The sequence below is a fragment of the Corynebacterium marquesiae genome, from assembly GCF_030229635.1.
Classification (GTDB): domain Bacteria; phylum Actinomycetota; class Actinomycetes; order Mycobacteriales; family Mycobacteriaceae; genus Corynebacterium; species Corynebacterium marquesiae.
In genome coordinates this window covers 51,818-70,953 of record NZ_JASPII010000003.1, presented here as the reverse complement: position 1 = coordinate 70,953, position 19,136 = coordinate 51,818, and the positions used below count along the sequence as shown (strand labels likewise).

At 61.4% G+C, this 19,136-nt stretch carries 22 protein-coding genes; 15 read left to right on the top strand and 7 right to left on the bottom strand.

Annotation, left to right across the window (positions count from 1 at the left end; all coding sequences use genetic code 11):
* The first annotated feature begins 71 nt into the window (after positions 1 to 71).
* Positions 72 to 1,262, top strand: coding sequence for a cobalamin-independent methionine synthase II family protein (locus tag QP971_RS02980; RefSeq protein WP_284810838.1), 1,191 nt, complete (start codon positions 72 to 74; stop codon positions 1,260 to 1,262).
* A 50-nt stretch (positions 1,263 to 1,312) separates the two neighbouring features.
* Here QP971_RS02980 and QP971_RS02975 read toward each other — a convergent pair whose 3' ends face one another.
* Positions 1,313 to 1,438 (bottom strand): hypothetical protein, encoded by a 126-nt coding sequence (locus QP971_RS02975; RefSeq protein WP_284791561.1) that lies wholly within the window; start codon positions 1,436 to 1,438, stop codon positions 1,313 to 1,315.
* A gap of 172 nt (positions 1,439 to 1,610) precedes the next feature.
* Between QP971_RS02975 and ilvA the strand changes: the two genes are divergently transcribed.
* From ilvA to QP971_RS02955, 4 genes are read left to right on the top strand one after another with little or no spacing between them, the layout of a single operon-like run.
* Positions 1,611 to 2,879: a threonine ammonia-lyase IlvA gene (ilvA, locus tag QP971_RS02970; RefSeq protein WP_284810837.1), complete on the top strand. Its 1,269-nt coding sequence runs from the start codon at positions 1,611 to 1,613 to the stop codon at positions 2,877 to 2,879.
* Positions 2,879 to 3,517, top strand: a complete 639-nt coding sequence (locus tag QP971_RS02965; protein WP_269953135.1) for a YigZ family protein — start codon at positions 2,879 to 2,881, stop codon at positions 3,515 to 3,517. Before ilvA ends, QP971_RS02965 begins: the two co-directional genes overlap by 1 nt.
* A 2-nt stretch (positions 3,518 to 3,519) precedes the next feature.
* Positions 3,520 to 3,759 (top strand): hypothetical protein, encoded by a 240-nt coding sequence (locus QP971_RS02960; protein WP_225746746.1) that lies wholly within the window; start codon positions 3,520 to 3,522, stop codon positions 3,757 to 3,759.
* Entirely contained in the window at positions 3,760 to 4,149 is a 390-nt protein-coding gene (locus QP971_RS02955; RefSeq protein ID WP_284810836.1) for an RNA-binding S4 domain-containing protein, read from the top strand. It begins immediately after the preceding gene.
* 21 nt (positions 4,150 to 4,170) lie between these two features.
* Here the strand turns inward: QP971_RS02955 and QP971_RS02950 are convergent, their stop codons facing one another.
* The 5 genes from QP971_RS02950 to QP971_RS02930 form a co-directional block, all read right to left on the bottom strand.
* Positions 4,171 to 5,169, bottom strand: a complete 999-nt coding sequence (locus QP971_RS02950; protein ID WP_269953133.1) for a GTP pyrophosphokinase — start codon at positions 5,167 to 5,169, stop codon at positions 4,171 to 4,173.
* Positions 5,170 to 5,179: 10 nt separating this feature from the next.
* Positions 5,180 to 5,797 carry a hypothetical protein gene (locus QP971_RS02945; RefSeq protein WP_005328828.1) on the bottom strand — a complete coding sequence of 206 codons (618 nt, stop codon included), beginning with the start codon at positions 5,795 to 5,797 and terminating at the stop codon, positions 5,180 to 5,182.
* 80 nt (positions 5,798 to 5,877) lie between these two features.
* Positions 5,878 to 7,209: an exonuclease domain-containing protein gene (locus QP971_RS02940; protein WP_284810834.1), complete on the bottom strand. Its 1,332-nt coding sequence runs from the start codon at positions 7,207 to 7,209 to the stop codon at positions 5,878 to 5,880.
* 13 nt (positions 7,210 to 7,222) lie between these two features.
* The gene (gene glgX / locus QP971_RS02935) at positions 7,223 to 9,421 is read right to left on the bottom strand and encodes a glycogen debranching protein GlgX (protein WP_284786857.1); all 2,199 of its coding nucleotides are present in this window, start codon (positions 9,419 to 9,421) and stop codon (positions 7,223 to 7,225) included.
* Between the two features lie 21 nt (positions 9,422 to 9,442).
* Positions 9,443 to 9,982, bottom strand: a complete 540-nt coding sequence (locus QP971_RS02930) for a TetR family transcriptional regulator (protein WP_284786858.1) — start codon at positions 9,980 to 9,982, stop codon at positions 9,443 to 9,445.
* A 164-nt stretch (positions 9,983 to 10,146) separates the two neighbouring features.
* Between QP971_RS02930 and QP971_RS02925 the strand changes: the two genes are divergently transcribed.
* Complete coding sequence (locus QP971_RS02925) at positions 10,147 to 10,926, top strand: hypothetical protein (RefSeq protein WP_284810833.1); 780 nt, start codon at positions 10,147 to 10,149, stop codon at positions 10,924 to 10,926.
* Between the two features lies 1 nt (position 10,927).
* Complete coding sequence (locus QP971_RS02920; protein WP_284810832.1) at positions 10,928 to 11,413, top strand: hypothetical protein; 486 nt, start codon at positions 10,928 to 10,930, stop codon at positions 11,411 to 11,413.
* A 9-nt stretch (positions 11,414 to 11,422) separates the two neighbouring features.
* Here QP971_RS02920 and QP971_RS02915 read toward each other — a convergent pair whose 3' ends face one another.
* Positions 11,423 to 12,319, bottom strand: coding sequence for a type III secretion system chaperone family protein (locus QP971_RS02915; protein ID WP_284810831.1), 897 nt, complete (start codon positions 12,317 to 12,319; stop codon positions 11,423 to 11,425).
* Between the two features lie 126 nt (positions 12,320 to 12,445).
* Between QP971_RS02915 and hisD the strand changes: the two genes are divergently transcribed.
* Genes hisD through QP971_RS02875 form a run of 8 tightly spaced genes read left to right on the top strand, consistent with a single transcriptional unit; the run spans position 12,446 to position 19,131 of the window.
* Positions 12,446 to 13,756: a histidinol dehydrogenase gene (gene hisD, locus QP971_RS02910; protein WP_284810830.1), complete on the top strand. Its 1,311-nt coding sequence runs from the start codon at positions 12,446 to 12,448 to the stop codon at positions 13,754 to 13,756.
* The gene (locus QP971_RS02905; RefSeq protein WP_284810829.1) at positions 13,757 to 14,887 is read left to right on the top strand and encodes a histidinol-phosphate transaminase; all 1,131 of its coding nucleotides are present in this window, start codon (positions 13,757 to 13,759) and stop codon (positions 14,885 to 14,887) included. It begins immediately after the preceding gene.
* Positions 14,884 to 15,486: an imidazoleglycerol-phosphate dehydratase HisB gene (gene hisB, locus QP971_RS02900; RefSeq protein ID WP_284810828.1), complete on the top strand. Its 603-nt coding sequence runs from the start codon at positions 14,884 to 14,886 to the stop codon at positions 15,484 to 15,486. The genes QP971_RS02905 and hisB overlap by 4 nt, the downstream gene beginning before the upstream one ends.
* A gap of 5 nt (positions 15,487 to 15,491) precedes the next feature.
* On the top strand, positions 15,492 to 15,659 hold the full coding sequence (locus tag QP971_RS02895; protein ID WP_005324605.1) for a CG2302 family histidine operon protein: 168 nt from the start codon (positions 15,492 to 15,494) through the stop codon (positions 15,657 to 15,659).
* Complete coding sequence (locus QP971_RS02890; RefSeq protein WP_269953124.1) at positions 15,656 to 16,906, top strand: MFS transporter; 1,251 nt, start codon at positions 15,656 to 15,658, stop codon at positions 16,904 to 16,906. The genes QP971_RS02895 and QP971_RS02890 overlap by 4 nt, the downstream gene beginning before the upstream one ends.
* Positions 16,907 to 16,909: 3 nt before the next feature.
* Entirely contained in the window at positions 16,910 to 17,542 is a 633-nt protein-coding gene (gene hisH, locus QP971_RS02885) for an imidazole glycerol phosphate synthase subunit HisH (RefSeq protein ID WP_269953123.1), read from the top strand.
* A 14-nt stretch (positions 17,543 to 17,556) separates the two neighbouring features.
* Positions 17,557 to 18,345 carry a bifunctional 1-(5-phosphoribosyl)-5-((5-phosphoribosylamino)methylideneamino)imidazole-4-carboxamide isomerase/phosphoribosylanthranilate isomerase PriA gene (gene priA / locus QP971_RS02880; protein WP_284786866.1) on the top strand — a complete coding sequence of 263 codons (789 nt, stop codon included), beginning with the start codon at positions 17,557 to 17,559 and terminating at the stop codon, positions 18,343 to 18,345.
* A gap of 3 nt (positions 18,346 to 18,348) precedes the next feature.
* The gene (locus QP971_RS02875; protein WP_284786868.1) at positions 18,349 to 19,131 is read left to right on the top strand and encodes an inositol monophosphatase family protein; all 783 of its coding nucleotides are present in this window, start codon (positions 18,349 to 18,351) and stop codon (positions 19,129 to 19,131) included.
* Positions 19,132 to 19,136 lie beyond the last annotated feature (5 nt).

Below are 19,136 nucleotides of genomic sequence, written 5' to 3'. Positions count from 1 at the left end.
TTTAAACTCGGCGGCGGCAGGCGCCCTCCACTAATCTAGACAGCACAGTCTATATCGATGGAGGAAACCTGATGGTTAACAAGATTCGCACCACCCACGTCGGCTCACTGCCGCGCACCCCGGAGCTGTTGGAAGCCAACCTGCAGCGCGGGGAGCTGCCGGCCGCGGAGTTTCAGGGGATTTTGGAGGCTGCGGTGGCGGACGTCGTCAAGCGGCAGCTCGATCTCGGCCTCGATATCATTAACGAGGGCGAGTACGGCCATATCACCTCTGGCGCGGTGGATTATGGCGCGTGGTGGAACTATTCGTTTAGCCGCTTGGGCGGGCTGACGATGACGGATACCGACCGCTGGGAATCGGCCGAGGTGGTGCGATCTAAGCCGGGTGAGCCGCGGCTGACGTCGTTTATTGATCGCCGCGACCGCGCGTTGTTCTCGGATGCCTATAATGATCCGGATTCTGGTATCTTCACCGGCCGCGCCAAGGTGACGAACCCAGAGTTCACCGGCCCTGTAACCTACATCGGCCAGGACGAGGTTGCCGCCGATGTTCGCCTGCTTGCCGACGCCCTCCCAACCGGCACCCCCGGCTTCATCGCCGCCCTTTCGCCCGGCTCGGCAGCGCGCCTGACCAACCGCTACTACGACGATGAGCATGAGCTGCTTGCCGACGTCGGCCGTGCCATGCGCACCGAATACCAGGCCATCACCGATGCTGGGCTTACTGTGCAATTCGACGCGCCCGACCTGGCCGAGGCTTGGGACCAAATCAATCCGGAGCCGTCGGTCGAGGACTTCCGCGGTTTTATTCGCGAGCGCATCGACGTCCTCAATGATTCCATCGCCGGCCTGCCCAAGGAACAAACGCGCCTGCATATCTGCTGGGGCTCCTGGCACGGCCCGCACGTTACCGACGTGCCCTTTGCGGATATTGTCGAGGAAATCCTGCGTGCCGAGGTCGGCGGATTCTCCTTCGAGGCCGCTTCGCCGCGCCACGCGCATGAGTGGCGCGTGTGGCAGGACCACGCACTGCCGGAGGATACCGTGATTTACCCGGGCGTAGTCTCTCACTCCACCAACGCGGTAGAGCATCCGCGCCTCGTGGCAGATCGCATTATTCAATTCGCTGAGGTGGTCGGCCCGGAAAATGTTATCGCGTCGACCGACTGCGGCCTCGGCGGCCGCCTGCACCCCCAGATTGCATGGGCGAAGCTGCAATCCTTGGTAGAAGGCGCTGATATCGCTACCCGAGAACTGTTCTAAAAACGCCTAAAGCCGCTCCGAAGTTCCGGAGTGGCTAGATTATTCAGTGCTTAGAAGCGCACGCCCAGCTGCTTGAGAGCATTCGTCATCGGTTCCAGTACGCCGGATTTATGGGAACCGATGGGGGTCAGCTGCAGTGCGGCGTTGGGGGCGGAGTGTTCCAGCACGTTATCCATGATGTGGGCGTGGGCAGTCGGGGCGCAGGCCAGGATGAGGGAGGAGGTAACGCAGAGAGATGCGCTTGAGCATAGATATTCCTTTCTTGTGGTTGTGTCCACTATTGCTGATGGAGGTAACGGTGCAACTAAAGGACAGTAAATTTCCAGTGAATGGGTAGACTGTCAAGACATGACTGATTCGACCATCCATGCATCCGATATCCAGCAGGCGCAGGCGCGGATTAGCTCGGAAATCGCCCCGACTCCGCTGCAGTACTGCGCCCGGTTGTCGGCCGAGACGGGCTGCGAGGTCTATCTTAAGCGGGAGGATCTACAGGACGTGCGCTCCTATAAGATTCGCGGCGCGTTAAACGGTATGTCGAATGTTCCCCAGGAAGAGCGCGGCCGGGGAATTGTTACGGCGTCGGCCGGCAATCATGCGCAAGGCGTGGCCTATGCTTGCCGCACGATGGGCATAGCCGGCAAAATTTTCGTGCCGGAGCCCACGCCGATGCAAAAGCGCGACCGCATCCTGGTCCATGGCGGCGACCAGGTGGAGCTGGTGGTGGTCGGCGCCAACTTCGATGAAGCAGCCGCGGCCGCGCACGCCGACGCCGCCGAGCGCGACGCCACCTTCATCGAGCCCTTCGACGCTCGCGATACCATCACCGGACAAGGTACGGTCGCGGCGGAGGTTCTGGCGCAGCTTTCGGCCAAGGGCAAGTCTCTCGATACCATCGTCGTTCCTGTGGGAGGCGGTGGCCTGATTTCTGGCATCACCTCCTACGTGGCGGATATGGCACCGCACACCCGGGTGGTGGGTATGGAGCCGGAGGGGGCGGCGTCGCTAAGAGCGGCGTTTGACCACGGCGGCCCGGTCGCGCTGGAGGAGGTCGACCCCTTCGTCGATGGCGCGGCCGTAAAGTGCTTGGGCGCGCTGCCCTATGAGATTTTGGACGCCAATCGCGAGCGCCTGAGCTTTGACACCGTGTCCGAGGGCGCGGTGTGTACGGACCTGCTCAATCTGTATCAAAATGAGGGCATCATTGCGGAGCCGGCCGGTGCCCTGTCGGTAGCGGGCCTGCACCAGTTGGACCTGGAGCCCGGTTCGACGGTGGTGTGCGTGATTTCTGGCGGCAATAATGACGTGCTGCGTTACGCCGAGATCATGGAGCGCTCTTTGGTCCACCGCGGCCTGAAGCATTATTTCTTGGTGAATTTCCCGCAGGAGCCGGGCCAGTTGCGCCATTTCTTGCAGGAGATTTTGGGCCCGACCGATGACATCACGCTCTTTGAATACTTAAAGCGCAATAACCGCGAGACGGGCGCCGCGCTGGTGGGCCTGCAGCTTAGCCGTGCCGAAGATCTCGAGGGCCTGCTAGAGCGCATGGGAGAATCCAAGATTTCGGTGCAGTACCTCAAGCCCGGCACCCCCGAGTATGAATTCCTCGTGGCCTAATGCAGGATTCTTATCGTCGCCCAGTAGGCCAGGTTGAACACGAAATTGAAATTAAGCGGTCCCGGTTTATTACCTTGATTGGTCGCGTCACTAATGAGGAAGAAGCCCGCGCGTTTATCGACGCCGCCCGCAGCCGCTTTCCCGACGCCCGTCACCATTGCTCTGCCTACGTCTTTCACGTCGACGGCGCGAACCCGGTGGAGCGATCCTCCGATGATGGTGAGCCCTCCGGAACGGCCGGAAAGCCGATGCTGGACGTGGTGAAGGGGTCCGGCATGCTCGATGTATGCGCGGTGGTCGTGCGCTACTTTGGCGGCATCAAGCTGGGGGCCGGCGGACTGGTGCATGCCTATGGCGGCGCGGTGAGCGAGGCCATGGAGAAGGTGCGCGCGGTAACCAGGGCGCGTCGGGAGCTTTATGCGGTGAAGTGCCCGCATGCGACGGCCGGGCGCGTGGAAGCGGACCTGCGCGGGCGCGGCTACGAGATAACCGATACCGCGTATGCGGCGGCGGTGACCTTTACGCTGGCCGTGCGCCCAGGCGGGCTGGATGAGCTGGAAGCTACGCTGGCAGCGATCTCGCAGGGCCAGCTCGAAGCGGCAGAGGCCGGCAGCGCGTGGGTTGAGGTAGGATCCTGACCATGAGTATGCAGCAACGACCGAATAACCCCATTGCGCAGCGCAAGCAGCAGGTGCGCAAGCACTCCCGCAACGCCGTCGTATGCGTGGCCGGCGGCATCGGTGTGGGCGTAGTGCTCGGCGTGCTTTCGGCAAACTTCTGGGCTTGGATGCTACTTGGTGCCATCGTTGCCGTCGCAGGTGGCGGCTATAACTGGCTGAAGATCCAGAAAATCGTCAACGAGAACCACAACCAGTACTAAATGCCGGCACCGCAACCTAGCGGCCGCCCCGTCAGGATTGATGCCTGGGTGTGGGCCGTTCGTATGTTGAAAACCCGGTCCGCGGCCGCGACCGCCGTGCGCGCCGGGCACGTGAAGATCAATGGCGAGGCCGTCAAGCCTTCCCAACAGGTGGTGCCGGGCGACCGCGTGCGCGTATGGCGCAACCACCACGAGCATGACCTCGAGGTTTTAGCGACCGTCGCCAAGCGCGTGGGCGCGCCCGTCGCGCGTACCTGCTATACGGACCACGCGCCACCGCCGCCGCCCAAGGAGTTTATGCCGTCGGTTCCCGTGCGCCCGCGCGGTGCTGGGCGGCCGACGAAGAAGGAACGCCGCGACATGGAGAAATTCCGCGGCGGTTTCCGGTAAGTTGCCGAAAATCTTGAGCAGCTAGTGGGCGGCGCGCAGGGCTTTCAGGCGCGCAGTAAGCCGCCGCTTGCGGCCTGGGCGGTCGCCGGACTCGGCGGTGGCCTCGATGTGTTGTTTGCCAAACTTGTTGAGCAGGAGGTCGTCGATAAGCCGCACTTGGCCAGGACGGAAGCGGTAGCGCATCGCGTCGTGGACGTGGGCAATGGCGGTGTCATCCAGCAGCTGCTCAAGTTGGCCCAAGTGGCGCACGCCGTTTTGCTCCAGCAGCTCCGCCAAGAAGCGGTAGTGCTCCGAGCGCGAGAGCGGGAAGCGGTTGCCCAAAATGATGGCGAGCACGCCCGGCAAGGTTTCGGCGGTAAGCTCGACGTCCTTGTCCGTTTCTGTATCGGGGGCCTTGAGGGCGGCGATCTCATCGAATTGCTGGTCGGCGAGCTCGATGAGCCCCGCGGCCAAGGTAAAGAGGCGGTCCACCTCCGGCGAGGGCGGGTTCGGTCCCTGCTTATAGCGGATATCGTGCTCAAACTCCGCCCACGCGTGCTGCAGGACGGTGCGAATCTGCACTTCAAAGGTCCAGCCGACATAGTTCGCCAGTTCTTCCATCGCGACGGCGCTATCCTCGGTCACGGTGAGCACCAAGTGGTGGGAACCATAGCCGAAACCTCCCGAAATGCGAGTTTCGGCCGCCTTGTCTACGGAGCGCTCCACGTGGAAAGACTCCCCAAAGACGTTGAGCGCTTGGGGGATGGCGGTGGAGTGATACACCGTCACGCGCACGCCCATCACATCGTGGATCTCTTGCCAGGGCTGGGGATAGACAAAATCGCCATTCTCGCGGCGCTTTTTGGCCTTCGCCTTCAGCGAGGGCCAGGTTTTTACGCGGGTAGAGACGCGGTCGAAGATGATGCCGGCGTCATTGAGGAGGTCCTCGATGGCGGTCCGGAAGTCCACCGCGGCGGTGGGGTGGCTGCGCGTCCAGTCGTGGTACTGGTTGCTCAGCCGTGACATCCTACTTTCCGGCATAGTGCTCCTTTCATAACTCCCGCGGGAATCCGTTAGACCATACTAGCGGGCGTGGGTGGAGCACGGTGCGATGGCGGGGCACGCGCGCGACGGCATCGGCGGCCAGCTGGCGGGCATAGGTGTCCGGCAGGTGGGCAAAGGCAAAGAGCGTGGCGGAGTCCGGCACTAGGTAGGTCAGCGAGTGGGAACGCAGCAGGCGACGCATGTGCTTGTCCAGCACGGTAAAGGTCTCTGGGTGGGCAATCCAAGAGGAAATCGGTGCGCCGTGGGAGCGGACCTGCAGGCCGCCGAAACGGGCGGCGGAAGGGAGTTCGCAGGCGGCGGGGCGGGTCCAAAAGCGCAGCCCTTGCGAATCGAGGGCGGCGCGCTGCAGGTTATGGGAAGCATGGTTCCATGCTCGGCGCGCGGAGATATCCATGTCTGCGAGGCCGCGGTGGCTGAGCCGGCGAAAGGTCTGCTTGCCGGGAAATACCAGCGCCATGGACAGGCTGGGGGAGAGCTGGATGGTGGCGAGGGAGTCGCAGAAGCCGTCGTCAGAAAGCCGCTGTTCTTTCAGCCAGGAGCGGGCAAAGAGCGCAGGCAGCAGGTTTGCGGTGGTGGGACGAGGCGGGCGCAGGGCGACGGTCACGGCGAGTTCTCCAGTGTGGCGGTAGGGTGCGGTCGCCTTTATTGGACTGGAGAAACCGCCGTTTGGTTCCCCGGTTGGGCCTAGAAGGGCGGCTCGGCGTCGAGTTGCAGCTCGGCAAAGAGCTTATCGGCCGGCCAGATGGCGATTTCTTGGCCCTTGGCCTGCAGTTCCTCCGCGCGCTTTTCCTTGGAGGTTTTCTTGGCCCATTCGCCCACGATGAGCAAGGTGGACTTTTTGGTGACGTTCTTTGCCACTTGGCCGCCGCGCTCGGCGATGCCCTGCCACAGCACGCCCTTGTCATAGGGGTCGAAATCGCCGGTGAGGGTGACGTGCTGTCCGTAGAGTGCGCCTTCCGGGTCGGCGTCGGGGTTCGGCTCTGGGATTGTGTCCGGGGTGGCTACGGACTGCCACGGGGCGGGCCCGCGAGACTTCTTCTGTGCCGAGCCGGCCGCACGGGTTTGGTCGCGGAAGTCGGTCCCAGCGCCGAGATCCGCGCCGGAGGTGGGGGCGGTATGGGCACGCAGAACTGGCAGGATAGCCTCGGCATCGAGACGGCCCAAGGTGAATTCGCGTGCGGTGAATAGGTCGCGGACGCTGCCGGTGTGCCCGAAGCGCTCGGCCAAGCGGGCGATGATTTCGCCGGCCGCACGGGCATCCTCGGTGGCGTCGTGGTGGCTGAAGTCCGGCGCAGACAGGTGGGCGGCGACGGTGGGCAGCTTGTGGTTGCGCACCGAAATAACCTTGGCCTTGGAAGCATCGCGGGACAGCGCGAGGGAGCAGGCCAGCGGCACGGTGGGCACCTCGGCGCCGGCGGAAAGCAGGCCGGAGCGCAGGGCGGTGGAATCGAACTGGGCGTTGTGCGCGACAAGCACGTCGCCGCCGAGGAAATCGAAGAGCTCCTTGGCGGCATCGGCAAAAGCCGGCGCTCCTTTCACATCGTCCGCGGTAATGCCGTGGATGGAGACGTTGATATCCGCGAAGTGCTCGAGGCCTGGTGGAGGGGTGCACAGCCAGGACCGGGAGGCGGTCTCCTCGCCATCGCGGAAGCGCACCGCGCCGATTTGGCAGATAGAGCCCCAGTTATCGTTGGCCGTTTCCACGTCCACGGCGGTGAAATCAAGGCCGGGGATGGTGGCGGTGGAGGAGGGGGCCTCGCCGCGCTGTGCGGCGGAAATGGCGCGGGCGACGGCCTGCGGGTCTTGGTGCGGGGCGAAGGCTATAGTGCCGGCGGCGCCCAAGTCGAGGGCGCCGAAGCCGGTGGGGGTCGGTTCACTCACGCGCACGGTGCCGATGGACTCAAGCGGGATATCCTGCGTGGCGGGGGCACCGAGGCTGGTGGCCAGCAGGGTGCGGTGAAGCACGAGTTTATCCGCTGTGACATCGATGAGTGCGCCGTGCGCGGGAAATGACACGAGGGGCCTTTCTTTAGGAATCGAAGATGGGCGGTTCAATCTGACGCAGAATCAGCGTTGAACGCGGCTGCACCGTGATCGTACCCTCTGCCTCAATGAGGGTTTCCTCCGCGGGGTAGCCACCGGAATCGGCGGTATCGACCATCAGCCTCCAGGTGGCGCCGAGATCCTTGGTGGGCAGGGTGAACTCGATTTCGCCGTCGTGGGAATTGAAGATCATGATGAAGGAATCATCGGTGATGCGCTCGCCGCGGGCGGTGGTTTCCGTAATCGCATTGCCATTGAGGTAGACCATGAGGGCGCGGCCGAAGTCGTGGTCCCAGTCGTCCTGGGTCATCAGGCGGCCTGAAGGAACCAGCCAGGCGATATCGCGTTCCTGGACATCCGAGCCGAGCGGGCCGCCGGCGAGGAAGCGCTTGCGGCGGAAGACGGGGTGGTGGTTGCGAATGGACAGCACGCGCTTGGTAAAGCCCAGCATCGCGGCGGATTTTTCTTCCTCCAGCATAGACCAGTCCATCCACGACAGCTCGTTGTCCTGGCAGTAGACGTTATTATTGCCGTCCTGCGTGCGGCCGAATTCATCGCCATGCGAGAGCATAGGAGTGCCCTGGGAAAGCAGGAGAGTGGTCAGGAAGTTGCGGGCCTGGCGGCGGCGCAGCTTGCGGATTTCTTCGTTATCGGTGGGGCCCTCCTCGCCACAGTTCCAGGAGCGGTTGAAAGATTCGCCGTCGCGGTTGTCTTCGCCGTTGGCCTCGTTGTGCTTGTCGTTATAGGACACGAGGTCGCGCAGGGTAAAGCCGTCGTGGGCGGTGATGAAGTTAATAGAAGCGGTGGGGCGGCGGTCATTATCGGCATAAAGATCCGACGACCCGGTCAAGCGGGAGGCGAATTCACCTAGGGTAGCGGGTTCGCCGCGCCAAAAGTCGCGCACGGTATCGCGGTACTTGCCGTTCCATTCGCTCCAAATGGGCGGGAAGTTGCCCACTTGGTAACCATCGTGGCCGATGTCCCAGGGCTCGGCGATGAGTTTAACCTGGCTGACAATGGGGTCTTGCTGGACTAGGTCGAAGAAGGTGGCGAGCTTGTCGACGTCGTCAAGCTCCCGCGCCAACGTTGCCGCCAGGTCGAAGCGGAAGCCATCGACGCGCATCTCCGTAACCCAGTAGCGCAGCGAATCCATTATGAGCTGTAGCGAGTGCGGGTGGCGGACATTGAGGGAATTGCCGGTGCCGGTGTAATCCATGTAATGGGCCTCATCGCCTTCGACGAGGCGATAGTACGCGCCATTGTCGATGCCGCGGAAAGCAATGGTCGGGCCCATGTGGTTGCCTTCGGCGGTGTGGTTATAAACCACATCGAGGATGACCTCGATTCCGGCCTCGTGGAAAGCGCGAACCATGGCCTTGAACTCGGAGACCACCTCGCCCGGTTTCTTGGCAAAGGCATAGTCATGGTGTGGGGCAAAAAAGCCGAAGGTGTTATAGCCCCAGTAGTTGCGCAGCCCCAGGTTGCGCAGACGATCGTCTTGCAGGAATTGGTGGACGGGCATGAGCTCAACGGTGGTAACACCAAGCTCTTTAAAGTAGTTAATGACGGCAGGGTGGGCCATGCCGGCGTACGTGCCGCGCAGCTCTTCCGGCACGTCCGGATGGGTCATGGTCATGCCCTTGACATGGGTTTCATAGATGACCTTTTCATTATCGGGAATATGGGGGCGGTGGTCGCTGCGCCAGTCAAAGAAGGGGTTAATCACCACCGACAACATGGTGTGGCCTAGCGAGTCTTCTTCGTTGCGGCCGGTGCCGGGTTCCTCGGCGTGGATGTCATAGGAGTAGAGGGAGGCATCGCCGTCGAATTCGCCGTCGAACGCCCGGGCATAGGGGTCTACAAGGAGCTTGGAAGGGTCGCAGCGAAGGCCGTTTTCTGGTTCATAGGGGCCATAGACGCGGTAGCCGTAGCGCTGGCCAGGGGTGACGTTGGGGAGGTAAATATGCCACACATGGGCGGTGACCTCCGACATTTCGATGCGTTCCTCGTTGCCTTCTTTGTCGATGAGGCAGAGCTCGACCTTGTCTGCTACCTCGGAAAACAGGGCAAAGTTGGTGCCGGATCCGTCAAAGGTGGATCCCAGTGGGGTGGGTTTGCCGGGCCAGATTTGGCGGCCGTAGCGCTCGGTTGGCGTGGGGACTGCGTCCATGGCGGGAGTGTTCATGCCCACGAGCATAACCGCTTTTTAGGCGCCGGCGCCGTGCGTAAGTCCAGCGTTAATAATGCGCACGCCGCGTAGGAGGTCTGCGCGATAATCTGTGACCGGAGACTCACCGGTGGTTTCTGCAAGCTGCCGTTGGGATTGTTCCATTAAGGTGGCGCCGAGCACGAGGTGAATGGCGGAGAGCGCGGCGGCGCGGTGGGCGCTGGTGGCAGCGAGGGTGCTGCGCGTGGCTGCAGCGGTAAAGGCCGCCAAGAGGTGGTCCCAGGCAGGGGCCTGCGGAAGGGAGAGGCCGGCAATGACTACCTCGGCGCCGTCGCGGCGGGCGAGCAGCAAATCACGAAGATTGAGGCTGATATCCTCGAGCGACTCCCCAGAAACGGGGGAGATAATCTCCTCCGCTAGGGCTGCAATGAGCGCTTGTTTATTGGCAATGTGCCAGTAGAGCGCGCCGGGGGCGACGCCGAGGGAGGAAGCAACGCGGCGCATGGTGACGTCTCCAAGCCCGTAGGCATCAAGCAGGGAAAGAGCGGCGTCGATAATACTCTCGCGGTTTATGTGCACCTTGGCAATTGTACGGACTCGGCCGGGTAGGACGGTAGTTCACAGGTTCTTTTAACGGAGTCTCAATGTCATTTCCATCGTCGGGTTGTTAGTATTGCGAAGACAAATAAGAGGTCGCCCTTGGGGTGGCTTCACATTCGCAAAATTGATTCAGGAGTTTTCCCTTGTCCTTTTTGACCCCTGCAAAGAAGTCCCTCATCGCAGTTGCGCTGGTCACCCCGCTGGCGCTAGCTGCGTGTGGTTCGGATGACAATGACGACTCCAAGAAGGCTGCCGCCACCACGGCATCCAAGTCTTCTGAGGATAAGTCTGCAGATAAATCCGAGGACAAAGATGCCGATAAGTCCGAGGATAAGGACAAGGAAAAAGAAAAGGATCAGAATAAGGACGGCGAAAACAAGGACGCCGCTGCGGGTGCAGAGGGCGAGGACGGCGCTGGCGAGGGCCCCGATCAGCTGGCTAACCCGCTGAACAATGGTGAGGATCCTTTCGCGGGAGCGAAGGACATCAAGCCGATTGAGGGCGGCCAGAATGCTAATGATGCCGATAAGCAGGCCATCGAGCAGCTGGTCCGTGGTCAGCATGAGATCGACAATGTGAAGGAATACTTCAACTACATGCCGCAGCATGCCTGCCAGGCGGTGCGCGATGAGCAGTCCCAGGAGTTCGGCCAGTACCAGCAGTACGTCGATAGCCTGCCGAACCAGTCCTTTGCCGAGTACGCTAACACTATGCGCCAGCAGGGCGGCGGCAACGCCGAGGTGGAGAAGTTCGCTAGCCAGTTGGAGTCCATCCCGCAGTCGACCAAGCTGCAGTCCGTCAACGACGTTGTGGTTAATGGCGACGATGCTTCTGCAACCGTGAGCGTGTCCAACTCTGAGGGCACTGAGACCTCTACGGTCCGCTTCCGTCGCGAGAATGGCAACTGGACCTTCTGTAACTAAGTTGTCTCTGTTAAAGCGCCGGTTACCCCGCACCCTAGGCTTCGGTGCGGGGTTACTCGCGTGTGCGCTCCTCGTTTACGGCGTGGCCGGTGCGCTGTGGGGGATTTTCCGGCCGACGCTCACCGGCCATGAGTTAGATGACGGCGGTTATGCCATCGATGCGATGGGAAGCGCCCAGTTCATCGCCTTTATTACCTTTGCCCTCATTACCGGCCTGCTTGGTTTGTTCTTGGGGTTGGGCGCGTATTTGCGCCGGCAGGGGCGGGGCTTGTCGATGCTCTTGTGGGTCGGCGTGTGTGCCCTGGCTGGGGCGGCGTCGTTTTATGTCTTTGGTGGGGTCACGGCCACGCATCCACCAGAAAACCCAGGGGAAGTCGTAGAGTTTGCGCCGAATTTCTCCCCAGCCATCTCGTGGGCGGTGGCGCCCTTTATGGCGATGTTTGCCTATTGGTCCACGGCGTTTGTGAGTGCCGATGAAGATTGGTGATGTGCGCGTCTAAGGCCATTCGACGGGGGAGGCGCCGGTTACTTCGTGTGCGATGTCATCGATGCCGTGCAGGATGTGCTTGAGCCCGCGGCCGATGGCGCTAAATAGTTGCGGCCGGGTAAGTCCCGCGGCGGTAATGGTGGCGGCATCCATCCGCACTTGCAGGCCTTCGGAGGTGTGGTGGCAAAATGCCACGGCGCCATGGTGGGCGCGATTCCAGTCATTGCAAATGAGGAATAGCCGGGTAAATTCCGCCTCGTCCAGATTGGGGTCCCAATGTCCTTTGATAATGAGGCTGGGCCCGTTGTCCAGTGCAAAGGCGAAAAGGACATCATTGACCCAGGCGTAGATGGCGGTGGCGCCGTCGCTTTGGAAGCGCTGGATCCCAATAAGCGGTAGGAGCCCGGCCAGGCTATCGAGGGTGAAGGGTTCCAAGGGGGCGTCGGCAAGCGGGGCAAGCTCCGGTGAAGCTTCGCGCACGAGGCCGGGATGGGATTGGGCGAGCAGATCCATGAGGACCTCCGCGTTGCGCAGTGCCGGTAGGAGGAACGCTGCAAGCTGTTCGCGGCTGGGGGAGGTATCGGCCGGCAGATAGCTGTGCCCAGATACGCTCACGCAGTCAGGCTGGTCATAATCAACCACGACGACCGGGGAGATGCAATCGTGATTCCATTCGTTGGCCAAGTACGCGAGCTCGGAGATCTCGCTGAGATCGACGCCGCCGCGGGGGCTGGTGTGCAGGTGGAGCACCGGTTCTTCCAGCTGGTCTACAAAGATGAAGGTGGAGCCGCCTGCCGCATGTGGAACGAGTAGCTCGCCAGTAGGCAGGGCCCAGCAGGACACGTCATTATCGCGGGCAATGGTGCGGGCATGCGAGAGCAGAAAAGAGGGTTCAATTTCGCTCATCGCTGCCACCACCTTAAAGCTGTGTTGATATCGAGTCTATAGCTCAAACCGGCCCCCTCGCTGGCGTTTGACCATTAGGATATTGGTTTAATAACAGAAATCCGATAGGGAGAAGAGGAACCGGGAATGCTTCGCACCATCGATCTGCGTGGCCAAGAGCTGCGCCCCGCCCAGTTGCGGCGAGTTTTGCCGCGCGGTGGCACCGACGTCGCCGCCGTGGTGGACAAGGTGGCGCCGCTGGTTCATCGAGTACGCCAAGAAGGCGCTGCGGCCGCCTTGGACTATGGCGAGCAATTCGATGGCGTGCGCCCAGCCCATCTGCGGGTGCCCCAAGCGGAGTTGGAGAAGGCCGCTTCCGAACTAGACCCGCAGGTGCGCCAAGCGATTGAGGTCTCCATCGAGAAGGTCCGCAAGGTTCACGCCGAGCAAAAACCGGCCGCGCACACCACCGTGCTAGCACCAGGTGCCACGGTGACCGAGGTCTTTCGCCCCATCGAGCGCGTCGGACTATACGTGCCGGGAGGCAAGGCGGTCTATCCGTCCTCGGTGATTATGAATGCCGTGCCAGCGCAGGCGGCCGGCGCGGAAAGCTTGGTGGTAGCCTCGCCGCCACAAAAAGAATTCGGCGGTCTGCCGCACCCCACGGTGCTGGCCGTGTGCCAGATGCTGGGCGTGGATGAGGTCTGGGCGGTAGGAGGCGGCCAGGCCGTCGCGCTGATGGCCTACGGAGATGATGACGCCGGACTAGCCCCAGTGGACATGATTACCGGCCCCGGAAATATCTTCGTCACCGCGGCCAAGCGGTTGGTGCGCGGCGTGGTGGGTACTGATGCTGAGGCCGGGCCGACCGAAATCGCCATTATCGCTGATGACACTGCGAATCCGGTGTATGTGGCCTATGACCTTATCTCCCAGGCCGAGCATGATCCGATGGCCGCGAGTGTGCTCATTACGGCTTCGCCAAGCCTAGCTCAGCGTGTGAATGCCGAGGTAGAAGCGCGCTACAGCGCCACCGCAAATGCGCAGCGAGCGGCCGAAGCCCTAGGCGGCGAGCAATCCGGAATTGTGCTGGTCGATTCCCTGGATGCAGCGGTGGCGGTGGCCAATACCTATGCTGCTGAGCACCTGGAGATCCACACCGCAGAGCCCGGTGCAGTGGCCGAGCGGATTAAGCACGCCGGTGCCATCTTTGTAGGGGACTTTGCTCCAGTGCCGCTCGGAGATTACGCGGCCGGCTCCAATCACGTATTGCCCACCTCCGGTACGGCGCGCTTTTCTGCCGGCCTTTCTACCCATACCTTTATGCGGCCGGTCAACCTTATTGATTATGACCGAGCTGCGTTGGACGAGATTGCCCCGCACATTATCGCTTTTGCGGAGGCCGAGGGGTTGCCTGCCCACGGTGAGGCTATCCGCGCCCGATTCGAGGAGAATTAAATGACGCACTTGAATGATCTTCCCCTGCGCGAGGAGCTGCGCGGCAAGTCTGCCTATGGGGCGCCGCAACTCCATGTGGCCTACCAGCTCAATACCAACGAAAATCCTTATCCTCCCTCGCAGGCACTAGTGGATGACTTGGTGGCGGAGACCCGGCGCCTTGCCACCACACTCAATCGCTATCCGGAGCGCGATGCGGTGGAGCTGCGTCAATCCTTGGCGGACTACGTATCTGAACAAATCGGCGTGCGCGTGAGCTATGCGCAGGTGTGGGCGGCCAATGGCTCGAATGAGATTTTGCAGCAGCTGTTGCAGGCATTCGGTGGTCCAGGCCGCAGCGTGCTCGGTTTCACCCCGTCTTATTCCATGCACCCCATCCTCGCGGATGGGACTCACACGCAGTTTCTGGAGTGCCCGCGCGATGAGAATTTCCGCATCGATATGGACCGGGCGCTCGCAGATGTGGCGCAGCACCAGCCGGATATCATCTTTGTGACTACGCCGAATAACCCCACCGGTGGGGTGACCAGCGTGGACGATATTGCCGCGCTTGCCGACGCCGCCCCGGGCATCCTCATCGTCGATGAAGCTTATGGCGAATTTTCTTCCTCGGCATCTGCGGTGACGCTGCTGGAGAAATACCCCACGAAGCTGGTGGTCTCGCGCACCATGTCTAAGGCCTTCGATTTTGCCGGCGGCCGCCTCGGTTATTTCGTGGCGGACCCGGCCTTTGTGGAGGCCGTGATGCTGGTGCGCTTGCCGTACCACCTGTCCGTGCTTTCCCAAGCAGCGGCGACGGTGGCGCTGCGCCATAGTGCGGATACGCTCGCCACCGTGGAAAAGATTGCCACCGAACGCGAGCGGGTGGCCGCTCGCTTGCGCGAACTAGGCTATACCGTCCTGCCTAGCGAATCTAATTTTCTCTTCTTCGGCCGCTTTGCTGACCAACACCGCGTGTGGCAACAGTTCTTGGATAAGGAAGTGCTCATTCGCGATGTTGGCATCGCAGGCCACCTGCGCATGACCGTGGGGCTGCCAGAAGAAAATTCGGCCTTTTTGGCCGTAGCTGAGGACCTTGCGGATACAGTAGTGGCGGATTCCCCGCTCGCAGGAGAAAGGAGCGAAGCATGAGCAACCGCGTAGGACGCGCCCACCGGGCAACGTCGGAATCGCAGATTTCTGTGGTCATTGACCTCGATGGCACGGGACAAAGCGATATTTCCACCGGACTGCCTTTCTTTGACCACATGCTCACGGCCTTTGCTACTCATGGCAGCTTTGATCTCACTGTGCAGGCTGAGGGCGATGTGGAGGTAGATGCCCACCACACTGTGGAAGATACCGCCATCGTGCTCGGCACCGCGCTGCGTAAGGCGGTGGGGGATAAGGCCGGCATTCGCCGCTTTGGCTCCCAGCTTTTGCCCATGGATGAGGCCTTAGTGGAAACGGTGGTGGATTTTTCTGGGCGCGCCTATTTTGTAATGAACGGCGAACCAGAGCACCTGCAGTGGCAGACCATCGGTGGGCATTACGCCACGGTGATCAACCGCCACTTCTTTGAAACGCTCGCCACCCACGCTGCGGTAACGCTCCACCTCAACGTGCGTTATGGTCGCGATCCGCATCACATTACGGAAGCGGAGTATAAAGCCGTAGCGCGTGCGTTGCGCGGCGCAGTGGAATTCGATCCGCGCCAGACTGGAATTCCATCGACGAAGGGAGCACTCTAGAACGCATGCACTTTATGATCTTGGTCCTCTTCCTCGTAGCAGGCATGTTGGTGGGCGGTGCGTGGTCCGCCTACCAACAGGGGTCGAAGGCAATGACAGTAGTAGCCTCTCTTTTGGCTGCGATCACCGTAGTAGCAGCAATCTCGTGGATGGTAGGAGCGTTTGGTAAATGAGCACAACCCAAGAAACTAATATCTGGAAGGTTCCGGGGTATACCCCGACCATGTTGGCCATCGCCGCAGCCTTCGGTGCTTGGTCCATCCTCCTTCCAGTGGTGCCGCTAGCGGTCATTGACTCCGGCGGCTCAGCTACCTTGGCGGGCTCATCCACGGGCATCTTCATGGCCTTCACCGTGCTTACCCAGATCATCTCCCCGTGGCTCCTACGCCGGTGGGGCTACCGCCGCGTGATGGCACTGTCCGCTTTTACCCTGGGTGTACCTGCCTTTGGCCACCTCTTGGGTACCGATGCTTGGGTTGTCCTGCTCTTTTCTGCTCTGCGCGGCGTGGGCTTTGGCGCGCTGACTGTTTCTGAGTCCGCGCTCATTGCGGAACTGGCGCCGGTACGCCTGCTGGGCAAGGCCACCGGCATGATTGGTGTTTTCACTGGCCTGGGCCAAATGGTCTTTTTGCCACTGGGATTGACCATGGCGGAAAAGCTGGGTTATGCCTCGACGTATATCACCGCCGGAGTCATTGGGTTCGTGGGCTTTGGTCTGTGCCTGCGCATTCCCAAGATCAAGGTCACGCTCGCCTCCGATACCGAAGAAGAGCCGAACCTTATCCGCGTTCCCACGTGGAAGCTAGTGCTTGTTCCGGCGCTGGCGCTAACGACGTTTTCTATGAGCTATGGCGCCGTATCATCCTTCCTGCCGCCGGCAGTACAAGAACTCGATGCAGAGCGCGGCGCCAGCTTGGCCGGCATCATGCTATCCATTGTGGGCGGCGCCGCCATGATTTTCCGCTACCTAGCGGGTATGGTGGCAGACCGCGTGGGCACTCCCGGCCGGCTCTACATCCCCGGCCAGGTAATGGCTATCGTGGGCGTGCTTGCCATTGCCGTTCCTCTTTATCTCGATGGTTCCGTATGGTGGCTCGTGCTTGGTGCCTTCCTGTTCGGTGGTGCGTTCGGTATTGCCCAAAATGAGGCGCTGCTGTCCATGTTTGATCGCCTGCCGCGCGAGCGGGTCTCGGAGGCTTCTGCCATCTGGAATATCTTCTATGACGGCGGCACCGGCTTGGGCTCGACCCTCTTGGGTGCCTTGGTTGCCGGCTACGGCTATGCGGGGGCTTTTGGGGCCGGCGTGGTCATCCTCGTCGCAGGCGTTGTGATGACGTCGGCAGATTTTGTCCTTGGGCGCACCCGCGTGAGCGAAACCAACGATATCCGGACGCGTCTGCGTCGCATGCGTAAGGTATAGCCCATGGCAAAGACGGTCGCATTATTGGATTATGGCGCGGGCAATGTGCGCTCAGCCCAGCGTGCGCTGGAACGGGTGGGCGCGGACGTCACCGTTACCGCGGACCCCAAAGAAGCGGTGGAAGCGGACGGTCTGCTTGTCCCTGGAGTGGGTGCCTTTGCTGCCTGCATGCGCGGGCTACGGGCGGTGCAGGGCCCTCGGGTCATCGGCCAGCGCTTGGCAGGAGAGCGGCCGGTGTTGGGCATTTGCGTAGGCATGCAGGTGCTTTTCGACGCCGGAGTGGAACACAACATCAACTCCATCGGTTGCGGCGAGTGGCCCGGCACCGTGGAAAAGTTGCAGTCTGCGGTGCTGCCGCACATGGGGTGGAATACCGTGGAAGTACCCGTCGGCAGCGATATGTTTGCCGGACTACCGGAAGACGAACGTTTCTACTTCGTACATTCCTACGGCGTTCGCCGTTGGGAATTGGAAACGGAAATTACCCGTCCGCCGCAGGTGAGCTGGGCGGAGCACGCGGGCGATAGGTTCGTCGCGGCGGTAGAAAACGGTGTCCTGTGGGCGACTCAATTCCACCCTGAGAAATCCGGGGACGCCGGTGCTCAGCTTTTGGAAAACTGGATGCGCACGCTCTAGGTAGGATGAAGAATATGACTTTTACGCTTTTGCCAGCAGTCGATGTATCTCAAGGCCAAGCCGTGCGCTTGGATAAAGGCGAAGCAGGCACCGAGACCTCGTATGGTTCCCCGCGCGATGCCGCACAAAAGTGGCAGTCCCAGGGTGCGCACTGGTTGCATTTTGTGGATTTGGATGCGGCTTTCGGCCGGGGCTCCAACCACGAGGAAATGGCGATGATTACTCGCGATCTAGGGGTAAATGTGGAGCTTAGCGGCGGCATTCGGGACGATGCCGCGGTGGAGCGAGCACTGGCTACCGGTGCGCAGCGCATTAGCATCGGCACGGCTGCTCTAGAGCGGCCGGAATGGATCGAGGATATCCTCGCGCGCTACGGAGATAAGATCGCCGTGGACCTTGCCGTGCGCGAAGATGGCGGCGAATGGCGTACCGCCGGCAATGGCTGGGTCTCCGATGGCGGCGATCTGTGGGAGGTACTCGAGCGCCTCGATGCCGCCGGATGCCAGCGCTTTGTGGTGACAGACGTATCTAAAGACGGCACGCTCACCGGACCTAATATTGAGCTCCTGCGCGAGGTAGCGATGGCGACGGAGGCAAAAATCACCGCCTCCGGTGGCATTTCTAGCGTGGAAGATCTGTGCGAGCTCGCGCTTTATGAAAATGAGGGCATCGATTCCGCCATTATTGGCAAGGCCCTGTACGAGGGGAAATTCACCCTCGACGAAGCACTCGCTGCGGTGGCCGAGGTAGAGCCGCTGCCGGCGGAAGAAACCATTGACCCTTTCGACCCTGAGGACAACTAAGTCATGATGGAACCCCGCGAGTTGGTGGCCTTCGCGGAGGCGGCCGTAGACCAAGTAGAACCCATTTTTCGCTCCGGCCTCGGAGCTGCGCCCGCCCGATTTAAGGGGCAGGGAGATTTTGCCACCGAGGTAGATCTCGTCATCGAGCAACAGCTGCGCGATATCTTGACCCAGATGACCGGCATCCCGGTCTATGGAGAAGAATCAGGCGGCAGCGTGCTCGATACCGTGTGGGTGGTAGATCCGATCGATGGCACCGCAAACTACTCTGCCGGAAACCCCATGGCCGGCATCTTGGTGGCACTCATTCATGAGGGTTCGCCTGTTGCCGCGGTATCTGACTTCCCGCTTCTGGGGCGCCGTTTGGTCACCTGCGATGGCGCCCCACTGCGCTCGGTAGGTGGGCCGACCACTGGCTTCGGCGGAGGGGACGATGCGATGGGTTTTGATGAGGCGCGCGGTCACGTGGGGTGCTCTTCGCACCTGCCCACCGAAATTTTCCACGAGCTGCGCGAGACCGGACTGCGCCCGCGAATGACCGGTTCTGTGGGGCTTGATAATGCCTTCGTCGCGCAGGGCGTGTTCGATGGCGCGATTAACTTCTCTCCGCACCCATGGGATAACGCCGCGGGAGCACTGCAGATTCAGGCCGCTGGAGGCGTTGTTACCGATCCGGAAGGCAATTCGTGGACTGCGCAGTCGCGCGGCATGGTGGCAGGCACCCCGCAGGTTCATGCCACCATCCTTGATATCTTGTCTCGTCATACCGGTTCATTTCACCGTTAAGACTA

What these genes read in the sequence shown, in the direction of transcription:
- QP971_RS02960 (WP_225746746.1), top strand. Translation starts at nt 3,520, where the DNA reads ATGAGTATGCAGCAACGACCGAATAACCCCATTGCGCAGCGCAAGCAG.
- glgX (WP_284786857.1), bottom strand. Translation starts at nt 9,421, where the DNA reads ATGAACACTCCCGCCATGGACGCAGTCCCCACGCCAACCGAGCGCTAC.
- hisD (WP_284810830.1), top strand. Translation starts at nt 12,446, where the DNA reads ATGCTTCGCACCATCGATCTGCGTGGCCAAGAGCTGCGCCCCGCCCAG.
- hisH (WP_269953123.1), top strand. Translation starts at nt 16,910, where the DNA reads ATGGCAAAGACGGTCGCATTATTGGATTATGGCGCGGGCAATGTGCGC.
- QP971_RS02975 (WP_284791561.1), bottom strand. Translation starts at nt 1,438, where the DNA reads ATGGATAACGTGCTGGAACACTCCGCCCCCAACGCCGCACTGCAGCTG.
- QP971_RS02980 (WP_284810838.1), top strand. Translation starts at nt 72, where the DNA reads ATGGTTAACAAGATTCGCACCACCCACGTCGGCTCACTGCCGCGCACC.
- QP971_RS02890 (WP_269953124.1), top strand. Translation starts at nt 15,656, where the DNA reads ATGAGCACAACCCAAGAAACTAATATCTGGAAGGTTCCGGGGTATACC.
- QP971_RS02950 (WP_269953133.1), bottom strand. Translation starts at nt 5,169, where the DNA reads ATGCCGGAAAGTAGGATGTCACGGCTGAGCAACCAGTACCACGACTGG.
- QP971_RS02965 (WP_269953135.1), top strand. Translation starts at nt 2,879, where the DNA reads ATGCAGGATTCTTATCGTCGCCCAGTAGGCCAGGTTGAACACGAAATT.
- QP971_RS02915 (WP_284810831.1), bottom strand. Translation starts at nt 12,319, where the DNA reads ATGAGCGAAATTGAACCCTCTTTTCTGCTCTCGCATGCCCGCACCATT.
- QP971_RS02955 (WP_284810836.1), top strand. Translation starts at nt 3,760, where the DNA reads ATGCCGGCACCGCAACCTAGCGGCCGCCCCGTCAGGATTGATGCCTGG.
- ilvA (WP_284810837.1), top strand. Translation starts at nt 1,611, where the DNA reads ATGACTGATTCGACCATCCATGCATCCGATATCCAGCAGGCGCAGGCG.
- QP971_RS02905 (WP_284810829.1), top strand. Translation starts at nt 13,757, where the DNA reads ATGACGCACTTGAATGATCTTCCCCTGCGCGAGGAGCTGCGCGGCAAG.
- hisB (WP_284810828.1), top strand. Translation starts at nt 14,884, where the DNA reads ATGAGCAACCGCGTAGGACGCGCCCACCGGGCAACGTCGGAATCGCAG.
- QP971_RS02895 (WP_005324605.1), top strand. Translation starts at nt 15,492, where the DNA reads ATGCACTTTATGATCTTGGTCCTCTTCCTCGTAGCAGGCATGTTGGTG.
- priA (WP_284786866.1), top strand. Translation starts at nt 17,557, where the DNA reads ATGACTTTTACGCTTTTGCCAGCAGTCGATGTATCTCAAGGCCAAGCC.
- QP971_RS02875 (WP_284786868.1), top strand. Translation starts at nt 18,349, where the DNA reads ATGATGGAACCCCGCGAGTTGGTGGCCTTCGCGGAGGCGGCCGTAGAC.